General features: G+C 64.9%; 21 protein-coding genes, 1 tRNA gene and 2 pseudogenes. 18 read left to right on the top strand and 6 right to left on the bottom strand.

All coding sequences use genetic code 11. From position 1 onward, the window contains the following. Positions 1–391: 391 nt before the first annotated feature. The 3 genes from nirB to ALC15_RS01310 are packed head-to-tail and all read left to right on the top strand — an operon-like array spanning position 392 to position 5,854. A complete protein-coding gene (gene nirB, locus ALC15_RS01300; RefSeq protein WP_050625713.1) occupies positions 392–2,851 on the top strand; it encodes a nitrite reductase large subunit NirB in 2,460 nt (819 codons plus the stop codon). After that, complete coding sequence (gene nirD / locus ALC15_RS01305; RefSeq protein WP_050625714.1) at positions 2,848–3,177, top strand: nitrite reductase small subunit NirD; 330 nt, start codon at positions 2,848–2,850, stop codon at positions 3,175–3,177. Before nirB ends, nirD begins: the two co-directional genes overlap by 4 nt. A gap of 10 nt (positions 3,178–3,187) precedes the next feature. Continuing rightward, the gene (locus tag ALC15_RS01310) at positions 3,188–5,854 is read left to right on the top strand and encodes a nitrate reductase (protein ID WP_050625715.1); all 2,667 of its coding nucleotides are present in this window, start codon (positions 3,188–3,190) and stop codon (positions 5,852–5,854) included. 22 nt (positions 5,855–5,876) lie between these two features. Here the strand turns inward: ALC15_RS01310 and ALC15_RS43975 are convergent, their stop codons facing one another. Beyond that, a complete protein-coding gene (locus ALC15_RS43975) occupies positions 5,877–6,026 on the bottom strand; it encodes a hypothetical protein (protein WP_157860846.1) in 150 nt (49 codons plus the stop codon). A gap of 371 nt (positions 6,027–6,397) precedes the next feature. Between ALC15_RS43975 and ALC15_RS01315 the strand changes: the two genes are divergently transcribed. After that, positions 6,398–7,624: a CaiB/BaiF CoA transferase family protein gene (locus ALC15_RS01315; RefSeq protein WP_050625716.1), complete on the top strand. Its 1,227-nt coding sequence runs from the start codon at positions 6,398–6,400 to the stop codon at positions 7,622–7,624. Positions 7,625–7,888: 264 nt separating this feature from the next. Continuing rightward, positions 7,889–8,284, top strand: coding sequence for a Rid family hydrolase (locus ALC15_RS01320; protein WP_050625717.1), 396 nt, complete (start codon positions 7,889–7,891; stop codon positions 8,282–8,284). 134 nt (positions 8,285–8,418) lie between these two features. Here ALC15_RS01320 and ALC15_RS01325 read toward each other — a convergent pair whose 3' ends face one another. After that, complete coding sequence (locus ALC15_RS01325) at positions 8,419–9,108, bottom strand: TetR/AcrR family transcriptional regulator (RefSeq protein ID WP_050625718.1); 690 nt, start codon at positions 9,106–9,108, stop codon at positions 8,419–8,421. Between the two features lie 272 nt (positions 9,109–9,380). On the opposite strand from ALC15_RS01325, the gene ALC15_RS01330 reads away from it, so the two are divergent. From ALC15_RS01330 to ALC15_RS01340, 3 genes and pseudogenes are all read left to right on the top strand, one after another. Continuing rightward, the gene (locus tag ALC15_RS01330) at positions 9,381–10,613 is read left to right on the top strand and encodes an acyl-CoA dehydrogenase family protein (protein WP_050625719.1); all 1,233 of its coding nucleotides are present in this window, start codon (positions 9,381–9,383) and stop codon (positions 10,611–10,613) included. A 133-nt stretch (positions 10,614–10,746) separates the two neighbouring features. After that, positions 10,747–11,804 (top strand): annotated as a pseudogene (locus tag ALC15_RS01335) (phosphotransferase family protein). Between the two features lie 155 nt (positions 11,805–11,959). Beyond that, the gene (locus tag ALC15_RS01340) at positions 11,960–12,874 is read left to right on the top strand and encodes a DMT family transporter (protein WP_050625720.1); all 915 of its coding nucleotides are present in this window, start codon (positions 11,960–11,962) and stop codon (positions 12,872–12,874) included. 91 nt (positions 12,875–12,965) lie between these two features. Here the strand turns inward: ALC15_RS01340 and argE are convergent, their stop codons facing one another. Both argE and ALC15_RS01355 read right to left on the bottom strand, forming a co-directional pair. Next, positions 12,966–14,135 (bottom strand): acetylornithine deacetylase, encoded by a 1,170-nt coding sequence (gene argE / locus ALC15_RS01345; RefSeq protein ID WP_050625721.1) that lies wholly within the window; start codon positions 14,133–14,135, stop codon positions 12,966–12,968. A 603-nt stretch (positions 14,136–14,738) separates the two neighbouring features. Beyond that, positions 14,739–15,523: pseudogene (locus tag ALC15_RS01355) on the bottom strand (SDR family NAD(P)-dependent oxidoreductase). Between the two features lie 139 nt (positions 15,524–15,662). Here ALC15_RS01355 and ALC15_RS01360 point away from each other — a divergent pair. After that, entirely contained in the window at positions 15,663–16,370 is a 708-nt protein-coding gene (locus ALC15_RS01360; protein ID WP_050625724.1) for a histidine phosphatase family protein, read from the top strand. A 74-nt stretch (positions 16,371–16,444) separates the two neighbouring features. Further along, on the top strand, positions 16,445–17,212 hold the full coding sequence (locus ALC15_RS01365; protein ID WP_050625725.1) for an SDR family NAD(P)-dependent oxidoreductase: 768 nt from the start codon (positions 16,445–16,447) through the stop codon (positions 17,210–17,212). Between the two features lie 170 nt (positions 17,213–17,382). On the opposite strand, the gene ALC15_RS01370 is transcribed toward ALC15_RS01365, so the two are convergent. After that, positions 17,383–18,606 carry a serine hydrolase domain-containing protein gene (locus tag ALC15_RS01370; RefSeq protein WP_050625726.1) on the bottom strand — a complete coding sequence of 408 codons (1,224 nt, stop codon included), beginning with the start codon at positions 18,604–18,606 and terminating at the stop codon, positions 17,383–17,385. Between the two features lie 180 nt (positions 18,607–18,786). Here ALC15_RS01370 and ALC15_RS01375 point away from each other — a divergent pair. Further along, positions 18,787–18,862 (top strand) — tRNA-Trp (locus ALC15_RS01375). 76 nt (positions 18,863–18,938) lie between these two features. On the opposite strand, the gene ALC15_RS01380 is transcribed toward ALC15_RS01375, so the two are convergent. Then, entirely contained in the window at positions 18,939–20,144 is a 1,206-nt protein-coding gene (locus ALC15_RS01380; RefSeq protein WP_050625727.1) for an ABC transporter substrate-binding protein, read from the bottom strand. Between the two features lie 175 nt (positions 20,145–20,319). Here ALC15_RS01380 and ALC15_RS01385 point away from each other — a divergent pair, with 175 nt between their 5' ends. The 7 genes from ALC15_RS01385 to ALC15_RS01415 all read left to right on the top strand — a co-directional run bounded on the left by ALC15_RS01385 (position 20,320) and on the right by ALC15_RS01415 (position 26,219). Next, positions 20,320–21,084 carry a FadR/GntR family transcriptional regulator gene (locus ALC15_RS01385; protein ID WP_050625728.1) on the top strand — a complete coding sequence of 255 codons (765 nt, stop codon included), beginning with the start codon at positions 20,320–20,322 and terminating at the stop codon, positions 21,082–21,084. A gap of 54 nt (positions 21,085–21,138) precedes the next feature. Further along, a complete protein-coding gene (locus tag ALC15_RS01390) occupies positions 21,139–22,752 on the top strand; it encodes an acyl-CoA synthetase (RefSeq protein ID WP_050625729.1) in 1,614 nt (537 codons plus the stop codon). A gap of 296 nt (positions 22,753–23,048) precedes the next feature. After that, positions 23,049–23,273, top strand: coding sequence for a preprotein translocase subunit SecE (gene secE / locus ALC15_RS01395; RefSeq protein ID WP_050625730.1), 225 nt, complete (start codon positions 23,049–23,051; stop codon positions 23,271–23,273). A gap of 20 nt (positions 23,274–23,293) precedes the next feature. Further along, positions 23,294–23,827: a transcription termination/antitermination protein NusG gene (gene nusG, locus ALC15_RS01400; protein ID WP_050625731.1), complete on the top strand. Its 534-nt coding sequence runs from the start codon at positions 23,294–23,296 to the stop codon at positions 23,825–23,827. 130 nt (positions 23,828–23,957) lie between these two features. Further along, positions 23,958–24,386: a 50S ribosomal protein L11 gene (gene rplK, locus ALC15_RS01405; RefSeq protein ID WP_011088164.1), complete on the top strand. Its 429-nt coding sequence runs from the start codon at positions 23,958–23,960 to the stop codon at positions 24,384–24,386. Positions 24,387–24,392: 6 nt separating this feature from the next. Continuing rightward, complete coding sequence (rplA, locus tag ALC15_RS01410; protein ID WP_050625732.1) at positions 24,393–25,085, top strand: 50S ribosomal protein L1; 693 nt, start codon at positions 24,393–24,395, stop codon at positions 25,083–25,085. A 177-nt stretch (positions 25,086–25,262) separates the two neighbouring features. Continuing rightward, positions 25,263–26,219 carry a 2-hydroxyacid dehydrogenase gene (locus ALC15_RS01415; RefSeq protein WP_050625733.1) on the top strand — a complete coding sequence of 319 codons (957 nt, stop codon included), beginning with the start codon at positions 25,263–25,265 and terminating at the stop codon, positions 26,217–26,219. Positions 26,220–26,680: the final 461 nt, after the last annotated feature.

Below are 26,680 nucleotides of genomic sequence, written 5' to 3' on the forward strand. Positions count from 1 at the left end.
CGCCGCGCAAACGCGCAGGCTGATGCTTTCTTGTGCGATGCGCCATCGGGAAGCGATGGCGCATCGATCGCGGGCCCGCCATCGTCAACGCTGACGTCGATGCTGTGATGCACAAGAGATCATCGGCTTGGCTAAAAAATCGGCCGGCAATCTCGGTGGCGCATCATCAGGCTGATTCGATGTTGCCGAAAACCGATTGATCTTGCAGCAAAATTTGCCCGCGGCGAGTTGGCACGCGTTTTGAATATCAATCGATAACGGAACATCGATCGTCATTGAGGACGGTCTGCGCCCGCGGCTGGGCTTCCTAACAACTCCAAACCTTTATCGGTGTCGATCGACGACGCGCGTCGCGTCGCTGGAGGCCGCCGTCGGAATTGAAAGGCAGACCATGCTCGACAAAGTGACCAAGCGGAAGCTGGTGGTGATCGGTAACGGGATGGCCGGCATCCGCACCGTGGAGGCGCTGCTCGAACGCGCGCCCGATCTCTACGACATCACGGTGTTCGGCTCCGAGCCGTACGGCAATTACAACCGCATCCTGCTGTCGCCGGTGCTCGCCGGCGAGAAGACCGTCGACGACATCATGCTCAACACCGTCGATTGGTACGAGGACAACAACATCACGCTGCGCAAGGGTGAGACGATCAGCATGATCGATCGCCGCACCTGCGAGGTCGTCACCGATGCCGGCGATCGCGTTCCCTACGACCGCCTGCTGATCGCGACGGGCTCAAACCCGATCATGCTGCCGCTGCCCGGCAAGGAGCTGCCCGGCGTGATCGGCTTCCGCGACATCTACGATGTCGATCGCATGATCAAGGCCTCGACCGACTATCGCAACGCGGTGGTGATCGGCGGCGGTCTGCTCGGCCTTGAAGCCGCCAACGGGCTGATGAAGCGCGGCATGAACGTCACTGTCGTGCATCTGCTCGACACCCTGATGGAGCGCCAGCTCGATCCGGTGGCCGGCGGCCTGTTGCGCAAGTCGCTGGAAGAGCGGGGCATGGTGTTCAAGATGCCGGCGCAGACCCAGGCGATCCTGGGCGAGGACCGCGTCACCGGCGTGCGCTTCGGCGACGGCACCGAGCTGCCGGCCGACCTCGTGGTGATGGCCGTCGGCATCCGCCCGAACTTCGAGCTCGCCAAGAAGGCGGGGCTCTATTGCGAGCGCGGCATCGTCGTCTCCGACACCATGCAGACCTATGACGGCCGCATCTATGCGGTCGGCGAATGCGTGCAGCACCGCCGCCAGACCTACGGTCTCGTCGCGCCGCTGTTCGATCAGGCCAAGGTCTGCGCCAACCATCTCGCGATGAAGGGCTTTGCCACCTATGACGGCTCGGTCACCTCGACCAAGCTGAAGGTCACCGGCATCGACCTGTTCTCGGCCGGCGACTTTGCGCCGGGACCGGACAAGGAGGAGATCGTGCTGCAGGACGCCAACCGCGGCGTCTACAAGCGCATTATCCTGAAGGACAAGAAGATCGTCGGCGCCGTGCTCTACGGCGACACCATCGACGGTCCCTGGTACTTCCAGCATCTGCGCGACGGCACCGACGTGTCGCATATGCGCGAGCGTCTGGTGTTCGGCGCCGCCAATCTCGGCGACGGCGGCGTCAGCGGCCAGAACTCGGTGGCTGCGATGAGCGACGAGACCGAGATCTGCGGCTGCAACGGCGTCTGCAAGGGCGCGATCGTCAAGGCGATCTCGGACAAGAAGCTGTTCACCCTCGACGACGTCCGAGCCCATACCAAGGCGTCGTCGTCCTGCGGGTCCTGCACCGGCCTCGTCGAGCAGGTTCTGGCGTTCACGCTCGGCGGCGACTATTCGGCGGCGCCGAAGGTCAAGCCGCTGTGCAAGTGCACCGATCACAGCCATGACGACGTCCGCCGCGTCATCGTCGAGCAGCAGCTCAAGACCATTCCGGCCGTGATGCGCTTCATGGAGTGGAAGACGCTGAACGGTTGCCATTCCTGCCGTCCGGCGCTGAACTACTATCTGCTCGCGACCTGGCCCGGCGAATATCGCGACGACCAGCAGTCGCGCTTCATCAACGAGCGCGTCCACGCCAACATCCAGAAGGACGGCACCTATTCGGTGGTGCCGCGGATGTGGGGCGGCGTTACCACGCCGAGCGAGCTGCGCGCCATCGCCGACGTCGCTGAGAAGTTCAATATCCCGACGGTGAAGGTCACCGGCGGCCAGCGCATCGACCTGCTCGGCGTCAAGAAGGAGGACCTGCCGGCGGTGTGGGCCGATCTCAACGACGCCGGCATGGTGTCCGGCCACGCCTACGCCAAGGGCCTGCGCACGGTGAAGACCTGCGTCGGCTCGGAGTGGTGCCGGTTCGGCACCCAGGATTCCACCGGCCTCGGCGTCAAGCTCGAGAAGTTCATGTGGGGCTCGTGGACGCCGGCCAAGGTCAAGCTCGGCGTTTCCGGCTGCCCGCGCAACTGCGCGGAGGCGACCTGCAAGGACGTCGGCGTGGTCTGCGTCGATTCCGGCTACGAGATCCATTTCGCCGGCGCCGCGGGCCTGCACATCAAAGGCACCGAGTTCCTGACCAAGGTCGAGACCGAGGACGAGACGCTCGAGGTGATCGTGGCGCTGACCCAGCTCTACCGCGAGGAAGGCTGGTATCTCGAGCGCATGTACAAATGGTGCGATCGCGTCGGTCTCGAACAGATCAGGAAGCGGGTGGTCGACGACGTCGCGAACCGCAAGGCGCTGTTCGCCCGCTTTGCCCATTCGCAGCAGTTCGCGCAGACCGATCCGTGGGCCGAGCGCGCCAGCCGCGGCGTCGACCGCAACGAGTTCGCTCCTCTCGCCGAATTGGAACTCGCATGACCAACTGGATCGAAATCGGCGCACTCGACGACATTCCGCGGCTCGGCTCGCGCGTGGTGCGCACACCGGGCGGCAACATCGCGGTGTTCCGGACCGAGAGCGACGAGGTGTTCGCGCTCGACGACCGCTGCCCGCACAAGGGCGGGCCGCTGTCGCAGGGCATCGTGCACAACAAGCGCGTCACCTGTCCGCTGCATAATTTCGTCATCGAATTGGCGAGCGGGCAGGCGGTCGCGCCCGACGAGGGCTGCACCCATACCCATCCGGCCAAGGTCGAGAACGGCATTGTCTGGTTGTCGGTGCGGCAGGCGGCCGCGGTGAGCTGAGCGTCAGGCAATGCCGGTCAAGACCACGTGTCCTTATTGCGGTGTCGGTTGTGGCGTCATCGCGTCGAAGGACGCGGCGGGCGCGGTGCGGGTCGAGGGCGACAAGCAGCACCCGGCCAATTTCGGCCGGCTCTGCAGCAAGGGCTCGGCGCTCGCCGAGACCATCGATCTCGACGGGCGTGTGCTCGAGCCGGTCGTCGACGGCGAGCCGGCTGCGTGGGACGACGCGCTCGATCGCGTCGCCGACGGCTTTAGCCGGATCATCCGGGAGCACGGGCCTGACGCGGTCGCGTTCTATGTCTCCGGCCAGCTCCTGACCGAGGACTATTACGTCATCAATAAGCTCGCCAAGGGCTTCGTCGGCACCGCCAATATCGACACCAATTCGCGGCTCTGCATGGCCTCCAGCGTGGCCGGGCACAAGCGCGCGTTCGGCAGCGATACCGTGCCGGGCTGCTACGAGGATCTCGAGCAGGCGGATTTGCTGGTGCTGGTCGGCTCCAACGCCGCCTGGTGCCATCCGATCCTGCACCAGCGCATGCTGGCGGCAAAGGAGAAGAACCCGGCCTGCAAGATCGTGGTGATCGATCCGCGCCGCACCGCGACCTGTGAGGGCGCGGATCTGCATCTGCCGCTGCGCTCGGGCAGCGACTCCGTGCTGTTCAACGGGCTGTTCGCATTCCTCGCCGGAAGCAATGCGGTCGATCGCGGCTTTGTCGGCAATTGCACGACCGGCGTCGTCGACGCGCTCAAGCAGGTCGGCGGCCAGAGTCTGGCGCAGACGGCTGCGACCTGCGGCCTGACCGAAGGCGCGGTCGGATTGTTCTTTGACTGGTTCACGAAGACCGAGCGCGTCGTCACGCTGTACTCACAGGGCATCAACCAGTCGTCGAGCGGCGTCGACAAGGTCAACGCCATCATCAATTGCCATCTGTTGACCGGGCGCATCGGCCGTCCCGGCATGGGGCCGTTCTCGCTCACCGGCCAGCCCAATGCGATGGGCGGCCGCGAGGTCGGCGGGCTCGCCAACCAGCTTGCCGCGCATATGGAGATCGAAAACCCCGCGCATCGCGAGCTGGTGCAGCGGTTCTGGCGCGCGCCGGTCATTGCGGAGAAGGCCGGGCTGAAGGCGGTCGACATGTTCGATGCGATCGCCGACGGCCGCATAAAGGCGGTGTGGATCATCTCGACCAATCCGGTGGTGAGCCTGCCCGATGCCGATCGCGCGCGGGCCGCGCTCGACGCCTGCGAGCTCGTCGTGGTGACGGACTGCATGCGCGACACCGACACCACGCGCCATGCCGACGTGCTGTTGCCGGCGCTGGCGTGGGGCGAGAAGGACGGCACCGTCACCAACTCCGAGCGCCGGATCTCGCGGCAGCGGCCATTCCTCGCAGCGCCGGGCGAGGCGCGCGCCGACTGGCGGATCATCTGCGACGTCGCCACCCGGATGGGATACAGCGGCTTCGACTACGCGTCGGCCGCGGAGGTGTTCCGCGAGCACGCCGAATTGTCGGGCTTCGAGAACCAGGGCCAGCGCGACTTCGATATCTCGGCGCTGGCTGCGCTCGACGACGGTGCTTATGACGCGCTGGCGTCGGTGCAGTGGCCGGTGACGTCCGAGCATCCCGCCGGCACGCCGCGGATGTTCGAGAGCCAGACCTTCTTCACGCCCGACCGCAAGGCGCGCTTCGTGCCGGTCATGCCGCGTGCGGCACGCAACGCGACCAGCCGAGACTTTCCGCTGGTGCTCAACACCGGTCGTGTCAGAGATCAGTGGCACACCATGACCCGGACCGGGAAGACCGGCCGGCTGCTGTCGCATGCCTTCGAGCCCTATGCCGAATTCCATCCCGAGGATGCGCGGCAGGCCGGACTGCAAAACGAAGGACTGGTGCGGCTGACCTCTGGCTGGGGCGAGATGATCGCGCGGGTCGTAGTCACCGCCGACCAGCGCCGCGGCTGCGTGTTCGTACCGATGCACTGGAATGAGGAGTTCGCCGGTGAGGGCCGCGTCAACGCGCTGGTCAATCCGGCGGTCGATCCGCTGTCCGGCCAGCCGGAGTCCAAGCACACGCCGGTCAAGGCCGATCCCTACGCGCCGAAATGGCACGCCTTCATCCTGAGCCGCGATGCGATCAAGCGTCCGGCGTCGGGCTATTGGGTCTACGGCAAGGCCGGCGATGGCACCCGGCTGGAGCTCGCGCTCGATACCCGCCCCGAGAGCTGGCGCGACTGGGCGAGGGCGCAGCTCGGCCTCGAAGGCGTCGAGATCGAATGGATCGCCTATCGCGATCCGGCGGCGGGCCGCTTCCGCTACGCGGCGGTGCGTGACGGCCGGCTCGAAGGCTGCGTGTTCATCGCGCCGGATCACACGCTGCCGTCGCGGGCCTGGCTGACCGGGCTGTTCGCCGAGCAGCAATTGTCGGCCAATGCGCGGATGTCGCTGCTCGCAGGACGGCCGTTCGGCGCCGGCGAGGATGTCGGCCCGATCGTCTGCTCCTGCTTCAGCATCGGGCGGCACCAGATCACTGCCGAGATCAGGAAGGGCGCCGACAGCGTCGATGCGATCGGCCGCTGTCTGAAGGCCGGCACCAATTGCGGCGGCTGCAAGCCCGAGATCGGCAAGCTGATCGGCGCCACCGCGCAGCCGCGGCAGGCGGCGATCGCGTCCTGATTTGCGTTATTCCCTCGCGTGACTAGCAACCCCGGCAGATGCTCTTCAGTCTGGTGTTGAGCAGGCGGTCCTCCTCGTCGGAGGCCGCCTTGGTGTAGGCGTCGTCGCCGTGCCGCTTGTCGGAGGCCAGTCCGCCGCCGCGATGTGCCGCGCCGGCATGTATGCCGTGCAAGCCGCCACGGCGTGGCCGCGCGCATCTGCCGGCGGCGGGGCGGCCGCAAACAGCATCAGCAGCAGCCCGACCGTCGTGATCGTCCGCATGGTTTCCTCCTCGTCGCGGTAAAATACCGCCGGTGCTGAGGCAAATCGGGGCAGGCCTCTTCACAATTTCGCGTGGCGGCAATCGGCCGATGCCGCCGCGGGTTCCCCGGAGGCTCGTCCGGTGCGCCGCACATAGGCCGCCCGCGGATGGCTTCATGCCGACAATGCAGTGCTCGCGGCAGCAAAATGGTGTATCGGCAAGCTCTGGCGCCGAAAGACATCGCTGGGACGCGGTCCGGCGCCGGATAATCAAGATTTAGCAAGATATCGGAGGAATGCTTCATGTCGGCTCTGCCACTCTCGGGCATCAAGATTCTCGACCTGACGCGGGTGCTCGCGGGCCCGCTGTCGGCCCAGATGCTGGCGGATCTCGGCGCCGAGGTGATCAAGATCGAGCGGCCCGGCGGCGGCGACGACGCCCGCGCCTTTGGCCCGCCCTATCTCAGTGATCCCGAAGGCAAGGCGAACAACAACAACTCGTTCTACCTCTGCGCCAACCGCAACAAGAAGTCAGTCACCGTCAACATCGCCAAGCCGGAAGGGCAGGCGATCATCCGCGAGCTCGCCAAGTCGGTCGACGTGATGATGGAGAACTACAAGGTCGGCGATCTCAAGCGCTACGGCCTCGACTACGAGACCATCAAGGAGTTCAATCCCGGCATCATCTATTGCTCGGTCACCGGCTTCGGCCAGACCGGCCCGTACGCCACGCGCGCCGGCTATGATGCCATCCTGCAGGCGATGGGCGGCCTGATGAGCGTGACCGGCCATATCGACGGCGAGCCCGGTGCGGGCCCGATGAAGGTCGGCCCCTCGATCGTCGACTACATGACCGGCATGAACACCTCGATCGGAATTTTGTCGGCGCTGTACCATCGCGACGCCAACAACGGGGAAGGGCAGCATGTCGACGTCTGCCTGTTCGACACCGTGATCGCCTCGCTGTCGCACTGGCTGCAGATCTACCTCGTTAACGGCACCATGCCGCCGCGCCGCGGCACCTGGGGCAATGGCGGTATGCCGGCCGGCGTATTCCGCTGCACCGACGGCGAACTGATGCTGGTGGTCGGCAATGACGGCCAGTTCCAGCGCACCTGCGCCGTGCTCGGCGAACCCGAACTCGCGAACGACAAGCGCTTCGTCAAGAACAACGACCGCGTCGTGCACGGCAAGGAGATCATGGCGATCTTCGCCGGCCTGTTCCTGAAGAAGCCGGTCGCCTACTGGCTGGAGAAGCTGGAGGAAGCCGGCGTACCCTCAGGCCCGATCAACAATTTCGAGCAGGTGTTCAGCGATCCGCACGTGCAGTCGCGCGGCATGCGGGTCAAGGTCGATCATCCCTTCGAGCCTAACCTGTCGCTGATCCGCAACGCGCTGACCTTCTCGGGCACCCCGATCACCGACTACCGCGCCCCGCCGCTGCTGGGCGCCGACACCAAGGACGTGCTCGCGACCATCGGCTACGACGAGGCCAAGGTCGAAAGCCTGAAGGCGCAGGGGATCCTGTAGGGGTGCTCGAGGCGGCGGCCGATTGCGGTCTGCCGCCCCGTCATCCCCGCGCAAAGGCTTCGCCTTTGTCGCTGGAGGTGCGAGCTCCTGCGAGCCTCGAAGGACGCAAGGCCCGGCCGGTGGCTGTCGATCCTTCGAGACGGCCGCCTCAGGATGACGGTGATAGAGTGCGTCGGTGACGACAACACTTCGATCTGTATCGAAGCATCATTGACACCGGCCTGCTAGTTTGGCGCCATCGATCCCTCATCGAAGGTGCCAATCATGAAACGGGAAGTGATCCGCGTCGAACCGATCTCCAGCTGGCTGGAGCGCTGGAAGGCGCCGGCATCGGCGGTCACCCGCGCCGGCAACATGGTCTTCGTCTCCGGCCTGCCGCCGTTCGATCCGGCAACCGGCGAGATCGCCGCCGGGGCCTCGATCGAGCGGCAGAGCGAGCTCGTGATGGAGCAGCTCAGGCAGTGCCTGGAAGCCGCCGGCGCGTCGTTCGACAACGTGATGAAGTGCAACATCTTCTGCACCTCGGCCAAACACTTCGCGACGTTCAATACAATCTACCGAAGATATTTCGCGGATGACCTGCCGGCGCGGATCTTCGTCTGCATCCCGGAATGGACCGGACCATTCGATATCGAGATCGACTGCATCGCGATGGTGTGAGCATGATCCGGAAAGGTACGAAGCGGGTTTCCCTCGCGACGAGCGCAAGGCGCTAGCGCGGGGATCATGCTCAAACCATGAGCTAGAGCGCGACGGCGGTTCAGCCCAATCGCATCGCGTTTAGGGACGGGTCCCTACAGATCCTGCCGTGTCAGCCGGCCGTGCACCAACGTCGGCCGCGTCGCCGGTCTGCTCGGCACGTCGCCGATCGTCAGTGCCATCACGGAGACCGTGACCACGCGATCGATGATGGCGCGGACGTCGTCGAGGTCGCATTTGCCTTCCGACAGCCGCAGCAGGCGTTCCTTCTCGCGGATGGTGTGGTGCGCCATCGCCAGCGCGAAATGCAGGCCCCAATACAGTTCAGTGTCGTCGCGGCCCGGCATCGCGCGGCGCATCGCCGCGGCGAATTTGCGCAAGTGATCGACCTCGCGGTTCTTGATGCGGCGGATCGGCGGCACGGATTCGATCGAGGCGCGGATCATGAAGCGCGCCGCGGTCGAGCCCTCGCGATCCGGCCCCAGGCAGCCGCGCAGGGTGGGGCCGACGAGGGCCCGCATGATGTCTTCGATCGCGGCGCGTCCGCCGCCTTTTTCCTCCGCCGCCCGCAATTCATTGAGACGCTCGCGGTTGGTCTGGATGCTGCGGGTGACGAACAGCTCCGCGATCAATTCGTCCTTGGAGCCGAAATGATAGTTCACCGCCGCGAGGTTGACGTTCGCTTCCGCGACGATGTCGCGCAGCGTGACGTCGCCGAAACCGCGGTCGGCATAGAGCCGCTCGGCGGCGGCGAGAATGGCGGATCGGGTCTGGTCGCTGGCCATGGTTGAGAGCCTTTCCGTTATTCCGCGGCGCGCCGGGGAATGACGAAGACGACAGGGAGTTGCATTTCAAACATTTGTATGAAACTATCGTTTGAAGAGCCGGAAATGTCAATCCGCTGATCGCGGGGCGGCGCTCTGGCACTCCACCGCCGTTCCGCGAACGCCCTTGCGAGCCGCGGAGGCGGGGTCGACAATGCGGCCCAAAAGGTCAAGGTGCCAAACGGCAAGGCCCACAAAGGCAAAGCCCAAGTCTAGGAAACGAGGAGCGTCCCATGGATTTCACGATGTCGCCGAAGCAGAAGGAGTGGCTGGAGCGCGTTCAGGCTTTCATGAAAACGCATGTTCGCCCGGCGGTACCGGTCTATGAGAAGCAGGACGCCGAAGGCCCGCGCTGGAAGGTGATCCCGGTCCTCGAGGACCTGAAGAAGAAGGCGAAGGCCGAAGGCCTCTGGAACATGTTCATGCCGCCGTCCTCGCATGAGGATGACGAGTTCCATGGCGCGGGATTGACCAACCTCGAATACGCGCTGCTGTCGGAGGAGATGGGCCACATCTCCTGGGCGTCGGAAGTGTTCAACTGCTCCGCTCCCGATACCGGCAACATGGAAGTGTTCATCCGCTACGGCACCAAGGAGCAGAAGCGCAAATGGCTGCGCCCGCTGATGGACGGCGAGATCCGCTCCGCCTTCCTGATGACCGAGCCGGCGGTGGCTTCCTCTGACGCCACCAACATCGAGACCCGCATCGAGAAGGACGGCGATCACTACGTCATCAACGGCCGCAAATGGTGGTCGTCCGGCGTCGGCGACCCGCGCTGCAAGGTCGCGATCCTGATGGGCAAGACCGACTTCAACGCCGCCAAGCATCAGCAGCAGTCGCAGATCCTGGTGCCGCTCGACACCCCCGGCATCAAGGTCGAGAAGATGCTGCCGGTGTTCGGCTTCGACGATGCGCCGCACGGCCATGCCCAGGTGCTGCTCGAAAACGTTCGTGTGCCGAAGGAGAACATCCTGCTCGGCGAAGGTCGCGGCTTCGAGATCGCGCAGGGCCGCCTCGGCCCGGGCCGCATCCATCACTGCATGCGCACCATCGGCCAGGCCGAGGAGGCGCTGGAGAAGATGGTGAAGCGGCTCGCCTCGCGCACCGCGTTCGGCAAGAAGATCATCGAGCATTCGGTCTGGGAGCAGCGCATCGGCGAGGCCCGCACCGACATCGAGATGAATCGCCTCTTGTGCCTCAAGGCCGCCGACATGATGGACAAGGTCGGCAACAAGACCGCGCAGGCCGAGATCGCGATGATCAAGGTTGCAGCGCCCAACATGGCGCTGAAGATCATCGACCAGGCGATCCAGGCGTTCGGCGGCGGCGGTGTCTCCGACGATGCCGGGCTCGCGAAGGCCTATGCCCATATCCGCACGCTCCGTCTCGCCGACGGTCCGGACGAGGTGCACAATCGCGCCATTGCAAGGCTCGAAGTTCGGAAGTATGCAAACACGTCGCACTGAGCATGATGCGGAACGCATGGCGTTCGCGCGCACATCGTGCTCAGAATGAAAAGCGAGATCAGGCTGGCGCGCCAGCCTGATTGAGGGAACGCCGCATGGCGCTCCATAAAAACTGAGTTGAGGGAGCGTCATCGTGGCGGACGGCGTCAGGAAAGACGAAGAATTTTCCGGAACACGGGAAGTCGAGGAGCGTCATCGCGTCAATGAGGCGAGCTCGATGCCTGGATGAAGCAACACGTCGAGGGCTATCAGGGTCCGCTCAAGGTCCTGCAGTTCAAGGGTGGCCAGTCCAACCCGACCTATAAGCTCGAAACCCCCGGCCGCAACTACGTGATGCGCCGCCGGCCGTTCGGTAAGCTGTTGCCGTCGGCTCATGCGGTCGATCGCGAGTTCCGCGTCATCGCGGCGCTCGGCAAGCAGAACTTCCCGGTCGCGAAAGCCTATGCGCTGTGCACCGACGATGCGGTGATCGGCTCGGCCTTCTACATCATGTCGATGGAGGAGGGGCGGGTGTTCTGGGATCCGACCTTGCCGAGCCAGGAGCCGGACGCGCGGCGGAAGATCTTCACCAGCAAGATCGAGACGCTGGCGAAGCTTCACGTCCTCGATCCCGAAAAGATCGGCCTCGGCGATTTCGGCAAGCCCGGCAACTATTTTGCGCGCCAGGTCGACCGCTGGACCAAGCAGTATCGCGCGTCCGAGACGCAGCATATTCCGGAGTTCGAGAAGCTCGCGGAGTGGCTGCCGAAGACGGTGCCGGAGCAGAAGCGCGTCTCGGTCGTGCATGGCGACTATCGCCTCGACAACATGATCTTCCACGCCACGGAGCCGCGGGTGCAGGCGGTGCTGGACTGGGAATTGTCGACGCTCGGCGATCCCATGGCCGACTTCACCTATTTGTTGATGCAGTGGACCATGCCGGGCCTCGTCAATGCCGATCTCAAGGCATTGAACATTCCGAGCCAGGACGAGGCCGCGCAGATCTACTGCAACGTGACCGGCATGGCCGTGCCGGATCTTAACTGGTACTTCTCCTACAATCTGTTCCGCCTGGCCGGCATCACGCAGGGCATCGCGGGCCGCGTCCGCGACGGCACCGCCGCGAATGCCAAGGCGCTCGAGTCGGCCGCGCGCACCGTGCCGCTGTCGAAGGCGTCATGGGAATACGCGCAGAAGGCCGGCGCGATCTGATCCGAAAATGCGGCGCGATCCCCCGGGGTTCGCGCCGCTTCTGCGTAGTGCGGCATGTTTCCACACTGTAGCCATCTGTGACTTGAGTTGGCAGCGCCGCTTTGGCAAGTCAGTCCGGTCAACGCCCGCCCTGGTCCTGATCGGACAATTTCATCTTGCCCCTTTCCTCGAATCTTCGCGGCAGCCTGTTCATGGCTGCGGCCATGGCCGCCTTCACGGCCAACGACACCATCACCAAGGCGGTGTCGGCGGAGCTCAACATCGGGGAGATCCTGCTGGTCCGCGGTCTGGTCGCGATGGTGCTGGTCGCAACACTGGCCTGGTACCGCGACGCGCTGCGCAGTTTTGGCGCGCTGTTGATCTGGCCGGTCGGATTGCGCGTGATCGGCGAGATCGGCGGCACGCTGACTTATCTGTCGGCGATCGCGCAGATCCCGCTCGCCGACGCGTCGGCGATCTTCCAGGCGCTGCCGCTGGTCATCACACTCGGCGCGGCGCTGGTGTTCGGCGAGCCGGTCGGCTGGCGGCGCTGGCTTGCGATCGCGGCCGGCTTCCTCGGCGTGCTGGTCATCGTCCGGCCCGGCGCCGAAGGCTTCAGCCAGGCCGCGCTTCTGGCGCTGGCGTCGGTCGGCTTCTGCGCGGTGCGCGATCTCGCGACCCGGCGCATCCCGAAGAACCTGCCGACCGTGTTCATCACGCTGCTGACGACCGTGACGGTGACGACCGCGGGCGCCGCCGTGCTGGTGCCGCTCGGCGGCTGGCGGCCGCCGTCCGGCCAGGCGCTCGGCCTGCTCACATTCGCCGCGGTGCTGATCCTGATCGGCTATCAATGCATCATCGTGTCGCTCCGCACTGGCGACATCTCGGCGGTGGCACCGTTCCGCTACACCGCACTGCTGTGGGCGATGCTGACAGGCTATCTCACCTTCGGCCACAAGCCCGACGGTGCGATGCTCGCGGGTGCGGCGATCATCGTCGCTTCCGGCCTCTACGCCTTCTACCGCGAGCGCAAGCGCGACAAGCTCCGTCCCGCCGCGACCGGGCCGGGCCTGCCGCCGGACGGGTTGTGATCTATCCATGATCTGTAGGATGGGTGGAGCCAACGGGGCCGCGCTTGCGCGGACCCGTTGGCTCTACCCATCCCACCAGTCCTTCGCGGCGTCACTTCGCGCAATGCGCGATCAGCCGCGCGACGAAATCTCCGCAGGCCTCGAGTTGCGACATCTCGACGAACTCGTCCGGCGTGTGTGCCTGTGCGATTGCGCCGGGGCCGACCACGACCGACGGCACGTCCGCCATGCTGGTGAACAGGCTCGCCTCGGTGCCGAAGGCGACCTTGGCGTGGTCGTTGCGGCCGGCAAACTGCTTGGCGAGCGTAACGATCGGCGCGTCCGCGGCGGTGTCGAGCGCAGGGTAATCGAGGATTTCCTCGAAATCGATGCCGCAGTCCGGGTGGCGCGCGCGCATCTTCGGTTCGATCTCGGCCTTGGCCCAGGCGATGATCGCATCGGTGACCTCGCGCGACTCCGTGATGCCGATGCCGCGGCACTCGAAGTCCACCGCGCAGTGATCGGGCACGATGTTCAGCGCGGCGCCGCCATGCACGACGCTGGTCAGCAGCGTGGAGTGGGGCACGTCGTAGAGACTGTCGCGCTCGCGCTTGGCCGCGAGCTGTTCGGCGCGACGGCGGATCTCGGTGATCAGGTCGGCCGCATACTCGATCGCGTTCACCCCGTCGGGTGCGATCGAGGAGTGGCGGGCGAGCCCGCGGAACGTGGCGCGCACGCCGTGCTTGCCCTTGTGGCCGATGATCACCTGCATCCCGGTCGGCTCGCCGACGAAGCAGCCGAGCGGCTTGACCGGCTTGCGCGCGACCTCGCGCAGCATCGGGCGGACGCCGACGCAGCCGATCTCCTCGTCATACGAGATCGCAAGATGGATCGGTGTCTTCAGGTCGGCCTCGACCATCTCCGGCACCATGGCGAGACAGACCGCGACAAAACCCTTCATGTCGGTGGTGCCGCGGCCGTACAGCTTCCCGTCGCGCTCGACGAGCTCGAACGGATTGTGGGTCCAGTCCTGTCCCGCGACCGGCACGACGTCGGTATGCCCCGACAGAACCAGGCCTGCCTTGTCCTCGGGGCCGATCGTGACCCACAGCGAGGACTTCTGCCCGGTGTCATCGACGATGCGCTGGCTGCTGACGCCGAGCGAGGCGAGATAGCGCTCGATGTAGTCGATCAGCGGCAAATTGCTGCGGTCGCTGATCGTGTCGAAGGCGACGAGGTCGGCCAATAGCTTGCGGATACGGTCGGGACGTTGATTTTGCATGGATTGGGTCACTGGCGAGAATGGATCCCCGGACCATAACAACGAAAGCATGAAAGGGAAAAGAACCCGTCGTCCCGGGCGAGTGGGTTGTCCGGCCCGTACGACTCACAACCGCGCCAAACATTCCGTGTCGTCCTGGCGAAAGCCAGGACCCATTATCCCAAATCTCAGTTGTTGCGCGATGCTGGGGCCACGATGCCGCCCATCACCAGATGCGGTGGTTATGGGTCCTGGCTTTCGCCAGGACGACGCGCGGGAAGTGTTGCTTACCACTCCGGCGTCATCGCCCGGCTCGACCGGGCGATCCAGTACGCCGCGGCCTCGCGGCTCAAGCACTGCTGCCTCTGGAATACTCGCTCACCCGCTTTCGCGGGTGATGACGCCGCGTGATTGAATCGAAAACCATCCTCATCGTCTCCCTGCGAAAGCAGGGACCCATAACCACGAATGGTCATTATTGAACGATGCTGTAACGACGAGTCCCTTCCACCAGACCTGCCGCGGCGTATGGGTCCCTGCTTTCGCAGGGACGACAGTGGTGGGGGAGGCGCCATCAACGCGCCATCCGGATTTGTCCGGCGCCGCGAACGGCGAGCACCGTTGCTAAATCGGCTTGCCCGTATACGGCATCGACGCCGTCAGGCGCCGTCGACCGGGATGGCCTGGCCATTGACGTAAGACGCCTCGTCGCTTGCCAGGAACAATCCCATCGCGGCGAGCTCGTGCGGCTGGCCGGGGCGCTTCAGCGGATTGAGCTGGCCGATCTTGTCCTGGGTACCGCGCTCCTTGGCGCGATCGAACACCGGCTTGGTCATGCCGGTCTCGATCAGGCCGGGGCAGACCGCGTTGATGCGCACGCCGGTGCCGGAGAGCGAATAAGCGGTGGTCTGCACCAGGCTGATGACGCCGGCCTTGCTCGCGCCGTAGGGATGTCCGCTGGCGCCGGCCTTCAGGCCCGCCACGGATGCGGTGCAGATGATCGAGCCGAAGCCTTGCTTGGTCATGTACGGAATCGAATGCTTGATCGCGAGGAACGGGCCGATCAGATTGACGCGCAGCACCTCCTGCCAATGTTCCGGAGTCTGGTCGGCGAGCGGAACGAGGCCGCCGCTGACGCCGGCATTGGCCCAGATCGCATCGAGCTTGCCGTATTTGGCGACGGCCTTGTCGATGAAGGCCTTCACGTCGCTCTCCGATCCGGCATCCGCAGTGACGGCTTCGACCGTGCCGCCGGCATCGCGCACCAGCTTGGCAGTCTCGTTCACGCCATCGGTACGATCGACCGCGATCAGCTTGGCGCCTTCCCGGGTGAACAGCAGCGACGCCGCGCGGCCGATACCGCTGCCGGCGCCGGTGATGATGACGGATTTGCCTTCGAGGCGGCCCATGATTTTCTCCCTGTTCACATGATCCGTGGCACGCCTGCCGCGCGACGGAATTCAAACAAAATTTCAAACGTCAGAAGCACTTGAGACGGTGTGCGGCGTGACGTACAGCGTGACGGGACAGTATTGAAGGGCTCATCCGATGTCCAATCCAGACAAGCCTAAGCTGACGGTGACGCGCTGGTGGTGGGTTCGCCACGCGCCGGTGCGCAGCGACGGTGGCAACATCTACGGGCAGGAGGACATCGACTGCGACACCGGCGATGTCGAAGTGTTCGAGGCGGTCGCCAAGATGCTGCCCCGCGATGCTGTCTGGTATTCGAGCAATCTCAAGCGCACGCACAAGACCGCTGAAGCGATCTGGGCCGCCGGTTATCCGAAGCCCGAAAGCATGACGCATGAACGCGACTTCGCCGAGCAGCATCTCGGCCGGTGGCAGGGCATGAACCGCGCAGCGATTCTCGCCAGCCGACCGCCGGGCAGCGCCTGGTTCTCCGACGTCAACGAACCCGCGCCCGGCGGCGAGAGCTTCATGGATCTTTACACCCGCGTGTGCCGCACCATCGTGCGCATCACGGCCGCGGAGGCGGGCAGGGATGTGATCGCCGCCGGCCATGGCGGCGTGATCAAGGCCGCGATCGGTCTCGCGCTCGGCGGCCAGCCGGATCGGGGCCTGTCCTTCGACATCGACAATGTCTCGGTGACGCGGCTCGATCACATTGCGGCGCCCGGCCTGTCGATGTGGCGGTTGCCGATGGTCAATCAGCAGCCGTGGATTGCCGATCCCCGTCACGCCGCGATGCATCAGCCGGCCGGACCCGAAGTCAGGCCGGCGAGCAAGCTTGCGTGATCGCGCTATCGCAACACCGCGCCACTGCCTAAGCTCGACGCAGAATTCAAACACCTTACATCAGGGAGAGAACCATGACCTTGTTCGACATGAAGGGAAAAGTCGCCGTCATCACCGGCTCGACGCGCGGCATCGGACGCGCGATCGCCGAGCGGATGGCCGAGCACGGCGCCAAGGTCGTGATCTCCTCGCGCAAGGCCGACGTTTGCGAGGAGGTGGCGAAGGAGATCAACGCCAGCTACGGCAAGGGCACCGCCGTTGCGATCGCGGCCAACATCTCGTCGAAGGAAAACCTGCAGAACCTGGTCGACGAGAGCAACCGCGCCTTCGGCAAGATCGACGTGCTGGTCTGCAACGCGGCGTCGAACCCGTACTACGGCCCGCTCGCCGGCATCTCCGACGATCAGTTCCGCAAGATCCTCGACAACAACATCGTCGCCAACAACTGGCTTATCTCGATGGTGGTGCCGCAGATGATTGAGCGCAAGGACGGCTCCATCATCATCGTGTCGTCGATCGGCGGGTTGAAGGGCTCGACCATCCTCGGCGCCTACGCGATCTCGAAGGCCGCCGACATGCAGCTGGCACGCAACCTCGCCTGCGAATACGGCAAGCACAATATCCGCGTGAACTGCATCGCGCCCGGCCTGATCAAGACCGACTTCGCCAAGGCGCTGTGGGACAATCCGGACAATCTGAAGGCCTCGACCGCGCGCTCGCCGCTGCTCCGGATCGGCGTGCCGGACGAGATCGCGGGCGCGGCCGTGATGATGGGCTCGCGCGCCGGTGACTTCATGACCGGCCAGACCATCGTGATCGACGGCGGCGCGACCATCAGCTGAGGCGCGCTTGGCGCGAGGGACGCGCCACACACTCAACTGTCATCACCCGCGAAAGCGGGTGATCCAGTATTCCAGAGGCAGTCGTTATTGAGCCGATGGGGCGCGGCGTACTGGATGCCCCGCCTGCGCGGGGCATGACAGTGTTGGATGGGGAGGGAGGCGTGCGCGCCTTACTCCACCGCCGCATACACCCCGTTGCGCACCAGCGAGCGGGTGTATTCGCGCTGGCCGGGGCCCTGCATCATGAAGACCGCGATCAGGTCTTCGCGCGGATCGATCCAGAAGAACGTGCCGGCCATGCCGCTCCAGAAGTATTGGCCGACCGAGCCGGAGAACGGCGCGATGCCCTGCTGCATGCGCACGGCGAAGCCGAGGCCGAAGCTGTGGCCGGGCGACACCAGCGTGCCCTGCACCTTGACGCCGGCGCCGAGGTGATCGGACGCCATGAATTCGAGCGTCTTGCGGCCGATGATCCTGATGCCGTCGAGTGAGCCGCCGTTGAGCAGCATCTGCGCGAAGCGGGCATAGTCCATCGTGGTCGACACCAGGCCGCCGCCGCCGGATTCCATCGCCGGCTTCTCCAGCATGTTGAACAGCTGCACCTTCTCATTGGTCCAGGGATCGTTCGCAAACGCCTCGGCGAGCCGGCCGGCATTGGCTTCGGCGGTGTGGAAGGCGGTCTCGTTCATCTGCAGCGGTGAGAGGATGCGCTCAGTGAGGAACTCGCCGAGCGTCTTGCCGCTGACGACTTCGATGATGCGGCCGAGGATGTCGGTGGAGCGGCTGTAATTCCACTCGGCGCCGGGCTGGCAGACCAGCGGCATGCCGGCGAGCATGGTGGCGTGCTCGGCGTTGGTGATCTTGCGGCTGCGCAGCCGCGACTGCTTGTAGAGTTCCTGCACCGGGCCGTTACCGGTGTGGTCATACGTCAGGCCAGAGGTGTGGCGCAGCAGGTCCTGGATGGTCATCTGCCGCTGCACGGGGACCAGCTCAAGCTTGCCGTCGCGTTCGACGCCGACCTTGGTCTCGGCGAATTCGGGGATGAACTTCGCGACGGGGTCGTTGAGCAGGAAGTGGCCGTCCTCCAGCAGCTGCATGATGCCGACCGAGACGATCGGCTTGGTCATCGAGAAGATGCGGAAGATCGTGTCATGCGTGATCGGCGCCGCGGCGGTCGGGCTCTGCCGGCCGATCGCGTCGAACCAGCCGATCTGGCCGCGCCGTGCCACCAGCACCGTGAAGCCGGGCGCGGTCCCCTTGTCGACCTCGCGCTTGAAGGTGTCGGACAGTGCCTGCAGTCGCGCGCTCGACAGCCCGATCGATTCGGGCTTGGCGAGGGGAAGGGACGGGGTGGTTGGGCTGGCGGCGTGCTTGGTGGCGGTCTGGGCGTTCATGGTCTCTCCCTGGTTCTTGATTCTTGCGGCGAGGTGCCGACGTGGCGTGATCTTGGGGTAATGGTCGAAGTCTGACGCAGAAGTTTTGCAATGAACAGAAGCTTCGCTGCTTCGCCCTTGCAAACCGGCCATGCCCTGTGCTTGAAACGGCGCGAACCGGCGGCGACGCTGGTTCCCTGCAGGAGTGTAGCTCAATTGGTAGAGCACCGGTCTCCAAAACCGGGGGTCGCAGGTTCGAGCCCTGCCACTCCTGCCAGCTTTCCCGCCAGCTTTTAGCCAACAATTTGAATGCCTTGGCCGAGGTCCTGGACCCCGGCCATGATCATTTTCACTCACTTGATCAGCGGGCAGCCACCGTCCTTGAGCGGTCGGAACGCCTGGTCGCCGGGCACCTCGGCGAGCACCTTGTAGTAATCCCACGGCGCCTTCGATTCCTCGGGCTTCTTGACCTCGAACAGGAACATCGAATGCACCATGCGGCCGTCCTCGCGCACCACGCCATTGTCGGTGAAGGCGTCGCGCACCGGGGTGGCGCGCATCTTCGCCAAAACCGGCTTGGTCTCCTTGGTGCCGGCGGCCTTGACCGCGTTGAGGTAGTGCAGGGTGGCGCTGTAGGTCGCGGCCTGGTTCATGGTCGGCATCCGCTTCATGCGCTCGAAGAAGCGCTTGCCGAAGGCGCGGGTGCGGTCGTTGAGGTCCCAATAGTAGGCCTCGGTGATAATCAGGCCCTGTGCGAGCTTCAGACCGAGGCTGTGGATGTCGGAGATGAACATCACGATGCCGGCGAGGTTCTGCCCGCCCGCGACGATGCCGAATTCGGCGGCTTGCTTGATCGCGTTGATGGTGTCGCCGCCGCCATTGGCGAGGCCGACGATCTTCGCCTTCGACGACTGCGCCTGCAGCAGGAAGGAGGAGAAGTCCGGCGTGTTAAGCGGGTGCCGGGCGCTGCCGAGCACCTTGCCGCCGGCGGCGCGGACCACGTCGCCGGTGTCGCGCTCGATCGAGTGGCCGAACACGTAGTCGGCGGTGATGAAGAACCAGCTGTCGCCGCCGTTCTTCACGATCGCGCTGCCGACGGTGTGGGCGTTGGCGTAGGTATCGTAGGTCCAGTGCAGCGTGTAGGGCGAGCAGGACTTGCCGGTGATGTCGGAGCTCGCAGCATCCGTCACGATCATGATCTTCTCGAACTGCTTCGACATCTCCATGCCGGCGAGCGCGGTCGCCGAGGTCGGCATGTCGATGATCATGTCGACGTTCTCAGCCTCGTACCATTTGCGGGTGATGGTGGCGGCGACGTCGGCCTTGTTGAGGGCGTCGGCGGTAACGAGCTCGATCGGCTTGCCGAACATCGACCCGCCGAACTCCTCGATCGCCATCTTGGTGGCTTCGACATTCCCGGCGCCGCCGATGTCCGAATAGACCGACTGGAAATCGGTCAGCACACCGATCTTGAGCGGCGTCTGTTGCGCGAGCGCGGGCCCCGCCAGCACTGCGGCAAGCAGGCCGGTCGCGGACAGACTCGTGGCGATGGATTTCATGATGATGTGCCTCCCCGGACGTTCTTATCTGTTTGTCCGACAAAGCTAGATTTGTCAGGTTCCAGTGTCAATTCTGGACCGGCTTGGTGCGACATTTCGGCCAACAACAGCTCATTTGACGCTTCGCCGGCCTTCGCTTACACTTTGTCCGACAAGCAACAATCAGGAGCCCAGGGTGCCTTCCACGCCGCTGTTCCGGCGCATCGACGTCGCGCCGGCCTATCAGAAGGTCGCCGACGCGATCGAGCGCGAGATCATCAACGGCCGGATCAAGCCGGGCGAGCCGATCGGCACCGAGCAGCAGCTGGTCGCGCAGTTCGGCGTCAACCGCTCGACAGTGCGCGAAGGCATTCGCGTGCTTGAGGAGGGTGGGCTGATCCGCCGCGATTCCAGCCGCCGCCTGCAGGCTTGCCTGCCGCGCTACAACAAGCTCGCCACGCGGCTGTCGCGTGCGTTGATCCTGCACGAGGTGACGTTCCGCGAACTGTTCGAGACCTCGATGACGCTGGAGGTCGCGAGCGTCGAGGGCGCGGTGGAGCGCGCGACCGAGGAGAACATCGCCGAGCTCGCCGGCAATCTCGAGCGGAGCGCCGCTGTCGTGGGTAATCCCGCAGAGCTCGCCGAGTGCGACGTGGAATTCCATGTGCTGATGGCCAAGGCCTCGCAGAACCGCGTGTTGCAGCTCGCCCGCGAGCCCGCTGCGCAGCTGTTCTTTCCGACCACCGAGATGATCGTCGGCGGCGTGCCCGAAGGCGGCGCGCGCCTCGTCGAGGCGCATGGCCACATCCTCGATGCGATCAGGCGGCGCGACAAGGAGGCCGGCGTGCTGTGGACGCGACGGCACTTGCAGGACTGGCGGCGCGGCTTCGAGAAGATCGCCTCGCTCGATCGTTCGGTCGAGCACACCTACATGGAACACGCCTACGCCGCCCGGCAATAGCGGCGGAGCGGCAAAGACACGACAACAACAAGAAGCACATTCGGGAGGAACTTCATGAGCGACAACATCGCAGCAACCATCCAGCGCGCCCGCGAGCACAGCATCGGCGATTTGCTGCGCCGGTCCGCCAGGCGCTATCCGGCCAAGACCGCGCTGATCTGCGGCGAGGTGAGCTGGACCTTCGCGGAGATGGATGCGATCTGCAATCGGCTGGGGCGCGGCCTGCTCGGCCTCGGCATCGCGAAAGGCGACCGCGTCGCGGTGCTGTCACGCAACTCGCACGGCTTCGCCGCGCTGCGCTTCGCGGTGGCGCGGATCGGCGCGATCCTGGTGCCGATCAATTTCATGCTCAATCCCGACGAGATCAATTTCATCCTCGCCAATTCCGGCGCCAAGCTGCTCGCGGTCGGACCCGATTTCGTGGAGACGGCGCACGCTGCCGCCGCCAAGGGCTCGGCGGTCGAAACCCTGATCTGGCTGCCGGGCGAAGATCCGGCCACGGCGCCCGGCGGCATCACGACCTTCGACAGCCTGCTGCACGGCGACGCCTCAGCGCCGGACGTATCGGTCGACAGCCGCGATCCCGCGCAGATCATCTACACCAGTGGCACGGAGTCGCTGCCGAAGGGCGCGATCCTCACCCATGAAGCGGTGATGTGGCAGTATGTCAGCTGCATCATCGACGGCAGCATGGCGACCGACGACACCGTCTTGCACGCGCTGCCGCTCTATCATTGCGCACAGCTCGACGTGTTCCTCGGGCCCGCGATCTATCTCGGCGCTACCAGTCTCATCACCGGCAAGCCGGTGCCCGACAATGTCCTGGCGCTGATCGCGGCCCACAAGATCAACTCGTTCTTCGCGCCTCCGACGATCTGGATCGCGATGCTGCGCTCGGGCGCGTTCGATCGCACTGACTTGTCGACCCTGCGCAAGGGCTATTACGGCGCCTCGATCATGCCGGTCGAGGTGCTGCTCGAATTGCAGCGCCGGCTGCCCGACGTGAAGTTCTGGAATTTCTACGGCCAGACCGAGATCGCGCCGCTCGCGACCGTGCTGGCGCCGGAGGACCAGCTGCCGAAGGCAGGCTCCGCCGGCAAGCCCGCGATCAATGTCGAGACGCGGGTGGTCAGGCCCGACATGACCGACGTCGCGGTCGGCGAGGTCGGCGAGATCGTGCACCGCTCGCCGCATCTGTTGTCCGGTTACTACAACGATCCCGCGAAGACCGCGGCGGCGTTCGCCGGCGGCTGGTTTCATTCCGGCGATCTCGCTGTTGTCGATGCCGACGGCTACATCACCGTGGTCGACCGCGTGAAGGACATGATCAAGAGCGGCGGCGAGAATGTCGCGAGCCGCGAGGTCGAGGAGATGATCTACCGGCTGCCGGCGGTGTCCGAGGTTGCGGTGGTCGGGTTGCCCGACCCGCGCTGGATCGAGGCGGTGACCGCGATCGTCGTGGTCAAGGCCGGCCAGGACCTCGATGCCGACGCCGTCATCAAGCATTGCGCGGCGTCGATGGCCCATTTCAAGGTGCCGAAGCGGGTCATCTTCGTGGATGCCCTGCCGAAGAACCCGAGCGGCAAGCTGCTGAAGCGCGAGCTGCGGCAGCGCTATGTCGGCGGCGCCACGCTGGATCAGGCGGTGCAGACGAGCTTTGCCGGATAACCGACCCCGCCGATACGGCGGAAGGCTTGAGCCATGGCCCCAAGCTGTCCGCCTAAGTGCTTGATTTGAGAGGCCCCGTTCCGATCCGCCCGAGGTGCGGCCGGGGCGGGGCGCGACGGTGCCGACCTTGACGTTTGGCTCCTCTCGCAGTAGATACGCGGCACTCGCAGCCGGCCCGCTTTGATCGCGGATATCCGGCGCGGCCTAATTCCCCGAACATTCGAGCTCGTTTATCGGCTCAACCTTCCAAACGAGGGCTGGGTCCGCAAGGTCGGCTGTTCGGATTCCTTGAAACGTTGCAATCGTCCGGAGACGGACGCGGATCTCACGATGCTTTCAGCCCGTTCAAATTCCTTCAGGAAGTGCGCTCGGAGACCGCCAAGGTCACCTGGCCGACGCGCCGCGAGACGACGATCACCACTATCATGGTGTTCGTGATGGTGGCGCTGGCCTCGATCTTCTTCTTCGCCGCAGATCAGATCATCCGTTATCTGATCACCCTGATACTGGGCATCCACTGATGAGCATGGGAACTCAATTGATGGACAAGCGCTGGTACATCGTTCACGCCTATTCGAACTTCGAGAAGAAGGTCGCGGAGTCGATCCGCGAGCAGGCCAAGCAGCGCGGACTGGAAGAGCTGTTCGAGCAGGTGCTGGTGCCGACCGAGAAGGTCACCGAGGTGCGCCGCGGCCGCAAGATCGACGCCGAGCGCAAGTTCTTCCCGGGCTACGTGCTGGTGAAGATGAAGCTGACCGACGAGGCGTTCCATCTGATCAAGAACACCCCGAAGGTGACCGGCTTCCTCGGCGCGGAAAACAAGCCGATGCCGATCTCGGAAAACGAGGCGATGCGGATTCTGCACCAGGTGCAGGAGGGCGTTGAGCGTCCGAAGGCGTCGGTGTCGTTCGAAATCGGCGAGAACGTGCGCGTGGCCGACGGCCCGTTCGCCTCGTTCTCCGGCGTGGTGGAAGAAATCGACGAGGCGCGCTCGCGCGTGAAGGTCGCGGTGTCGATCTTCGGCCGCGCGACCCCGGTGGAACTGGAATTCGGTCAGGTCGAAAAGGTGGTCTGACCGGACGGCGTGGGGTATATGCCCCCCGTCAAGTGAGAGGCCGTGGGAGGGAGGAGGCGGTCGCCAGCCCCTTCAACCGAACCACGGAACCTGAAACCGCCGGCCCCGTCCGGCACAACAGGAGTGATAAATGGCAAAGAAAGTGACCGGATACCTGAAGCTTCAGGTCCCGGCCGGTGCGGCGAATCCTTCGCCCCCGATCGGCCCCGCGCTTGGTCAGCGCGGTCTGAACATCATGGAGTTCTGCAAGGCGTTCAACGCGCAGACCCAGAAGGAAGAGAAGAACACCCCGATCCCCGTGATCATCACGATCTATGCGGACCGGTCCTTCACCTTCGAGATGAAGACCCCTCCGATGTCCTACTTCCTCAAGCAGGCCGCCAAGATCCAGTCCGGATCGAAGGCGCCGGGCCGCGACAAGGCCGGCAAGGTGACCAAGGCGCAGGTGCGCGAGATCGCCGAGAAGAAGATGAAGGACTTGAATTGCGACACCATTGAATCGGCCATGAAGATGGTCGAGGGCTCTGCCCGTTCGATGGGTCTGGAAGTTGCGGGGTAACGGGCCATGACAATCGGAAAGCGTTTGAAGAAGGCCCGTGAGGGCGTCGATCGCGAGAAGCTCTACCCGCTCGCGGACGCCATCAAGATGGTCAAGGAGCGCGCCAAGTCGAAGTTCGACGAGACCATCGAGATCGCAATCAATCTCGGCGTCGACCCGCGCCACGCCGACCAGATGGTCCGCGGCGTCGTCAATCTGCCGAACGGCACCGGCCGCACGTTGCGCGTCGGCGTGTTCGCGCGCGGCGCCAAGGCCGAGGAAGCCAAGGCTGCCGGCGCCGACGTCGTCGGTGCTGAAGACCTGGTCGAGAAGGTGCAGGGCGGTGCGATCGATTTCGATCGTTGTATCGCGACCCCCGACATGATGCCGCTGGTCGGCCGCCTCGGTAAGGTGCTCGGTCCGCGCGGCATGATGCCGAACCCGAAGATCGGCACCGTCACCATGGACGTCGCCAACGCCGTGAAGGGCGCCAAGGGCGGCTCGGTCGAGTTCCGCGTCGAGAAGGCCGGCATCGTGCAGGCCGGCATCGGCAAGGCCTCGTTCTCCGAGGACAAGCTGGTCGAGAACGTCAAGGCGCTCGCCGACGCGGTCTCCAAGGCGAAGCCGGCGGGTTCCAAGGGCACCTATATCCAGCGCGTGGCGGTTTCCTCCACCATGGGTCCGGGCGTGAAGGTCGAGCCGGGCACCATCCTCGGCTGATATCCTTGGCCGTGACGAGATAAAGAGGGGCGGGATCGGGCAACCGGTTCCGCCCTTTGTTTTGCCGGAGCGTTTTCGAGCGGAGGAAACGCGTCAGAACGAGAATCGAGAGTCGCGTTCCGCTTCAATTGGAATGGAAAAGGCTCCAGGTGAAGCCTCTCGCAGGAAAGAAGAACAATGCCCGATAAGGTCCTGGTCTATTCGCGCTTTCCCAAGGCCCAGCTGATCCGCTTCGGCGAGCGCTATGAACTGCTCAACGCCGCGGGCAAGCGGCTGGACGAAGCGTTTCCGACGGCCGAGTTCGCTGACGTCAGAGCCATGATCACTGCGGGCGGCACGCCGCTGCGTGGCGACGTCATGGACATGCTGCCGAAGCTCGGCGCGATCGTCTGCTATGGCACCGGCTATGACGGCGTCGATCTCGCCGCTGCCGCCCAGCGGGGCATCGCGGTCGGCCACAGCCCCGGTGCCAATGCGGCATCGGTTGCCGACACGGCATTGACCCTGATGCTGGCATCGGTGCGGCGTCTGCTGGTGGCCGACGACTATGTCCGGAGCGGCGACTGGGCCGGTGCAAAGCCGTCGCCGATGATGCGGCCGCAGGCCGGCATGCGCGGCCGCAAGGTCGGCGTCTACGGCATGGGCGAGATCGGCCGCAAGATCGCCGCCCGCGTCGCCGCCTTCGAGACCGAGGTCGGCTATTTCAGCCGCTCGAAGCACGACGTGCCGTACCAGTATTTTCCGACGCTGGAGGCGCTCGCCGACTGGTGCAGCGTGCTCATGATCGCCGTACGCGCCGGCGCCGAGACCGAGCATGCGGTCAACGCCGACATCCTGCGCCGGCTCGGTGGTGACGGATTCGTCGTCAACATCTCGCGCGGCTCGGTCATTGACGAGGCGGCGCTGGTCGCGGCGCTGACCGACGGTGTGATCGCCGGCGCCGGCCTCGACGTGTTCGCCCGGGAACCACATGCGCCGGGCCCGCTGACGGCCTTGCCGAACGTGGTGCTGTCGCCGCATCTCGGCGGCCACACCCTGGAATCGCACGTCGCAATGCAGGACTGCGTGCTCGCCAATCTCGACGCGTTCTTTGCCGGCCAGCCGTTGCCTTACCGGCCAGCCGTTGCCTTATAAGGTGAGCGGAGCATAAGCGCGTTCCGTGACCGGAACCGGTTCTCGGCCGTCATATGAAACTGGTCCAATATTTGCTCTTGGCAAGCCGGGCAGGACCGGCTACATAGCGCGCTCCGGGCGTGCTGGCACTTGCTGGCATGTCCGTGCTCGCATTCCGAAAACCTGAGATGATAGGAGATCATTCCTTTCCGCATGCCCGCAAGGATGCTCGAAAGGAAGGAGACCCGTCGCCTCGGAACGGAGTGAGAGCAGGGGCCTTCAGCGTGCTGAAGTGCCTCGATCCTGTCCAAGACTGCAGGCGCCCGCGAGAACTTCGTGTTTTCAACGGCTTAATCGCATGGCCTGCATAGACGGGTGAAGACCGGATTTTGCGCTTCACGTCGCGGCATGTTCGCGGCTGGAAGGCTGGTTTGGTTCGAACCTCGACAGCCCATGGCCGCAAGGCTTTGGGAGGGCAGGCT

The organism is Bradyrhizobium viridifuturi, assembly GCF_001238275.1.
GTDB lineage: Bacteria > Pseudomonadota > Alphaproteobacteria > Rhizobiales > Xanthobacteraceae > Bradyrhizobium > Bradyrhizobium viridifuturi.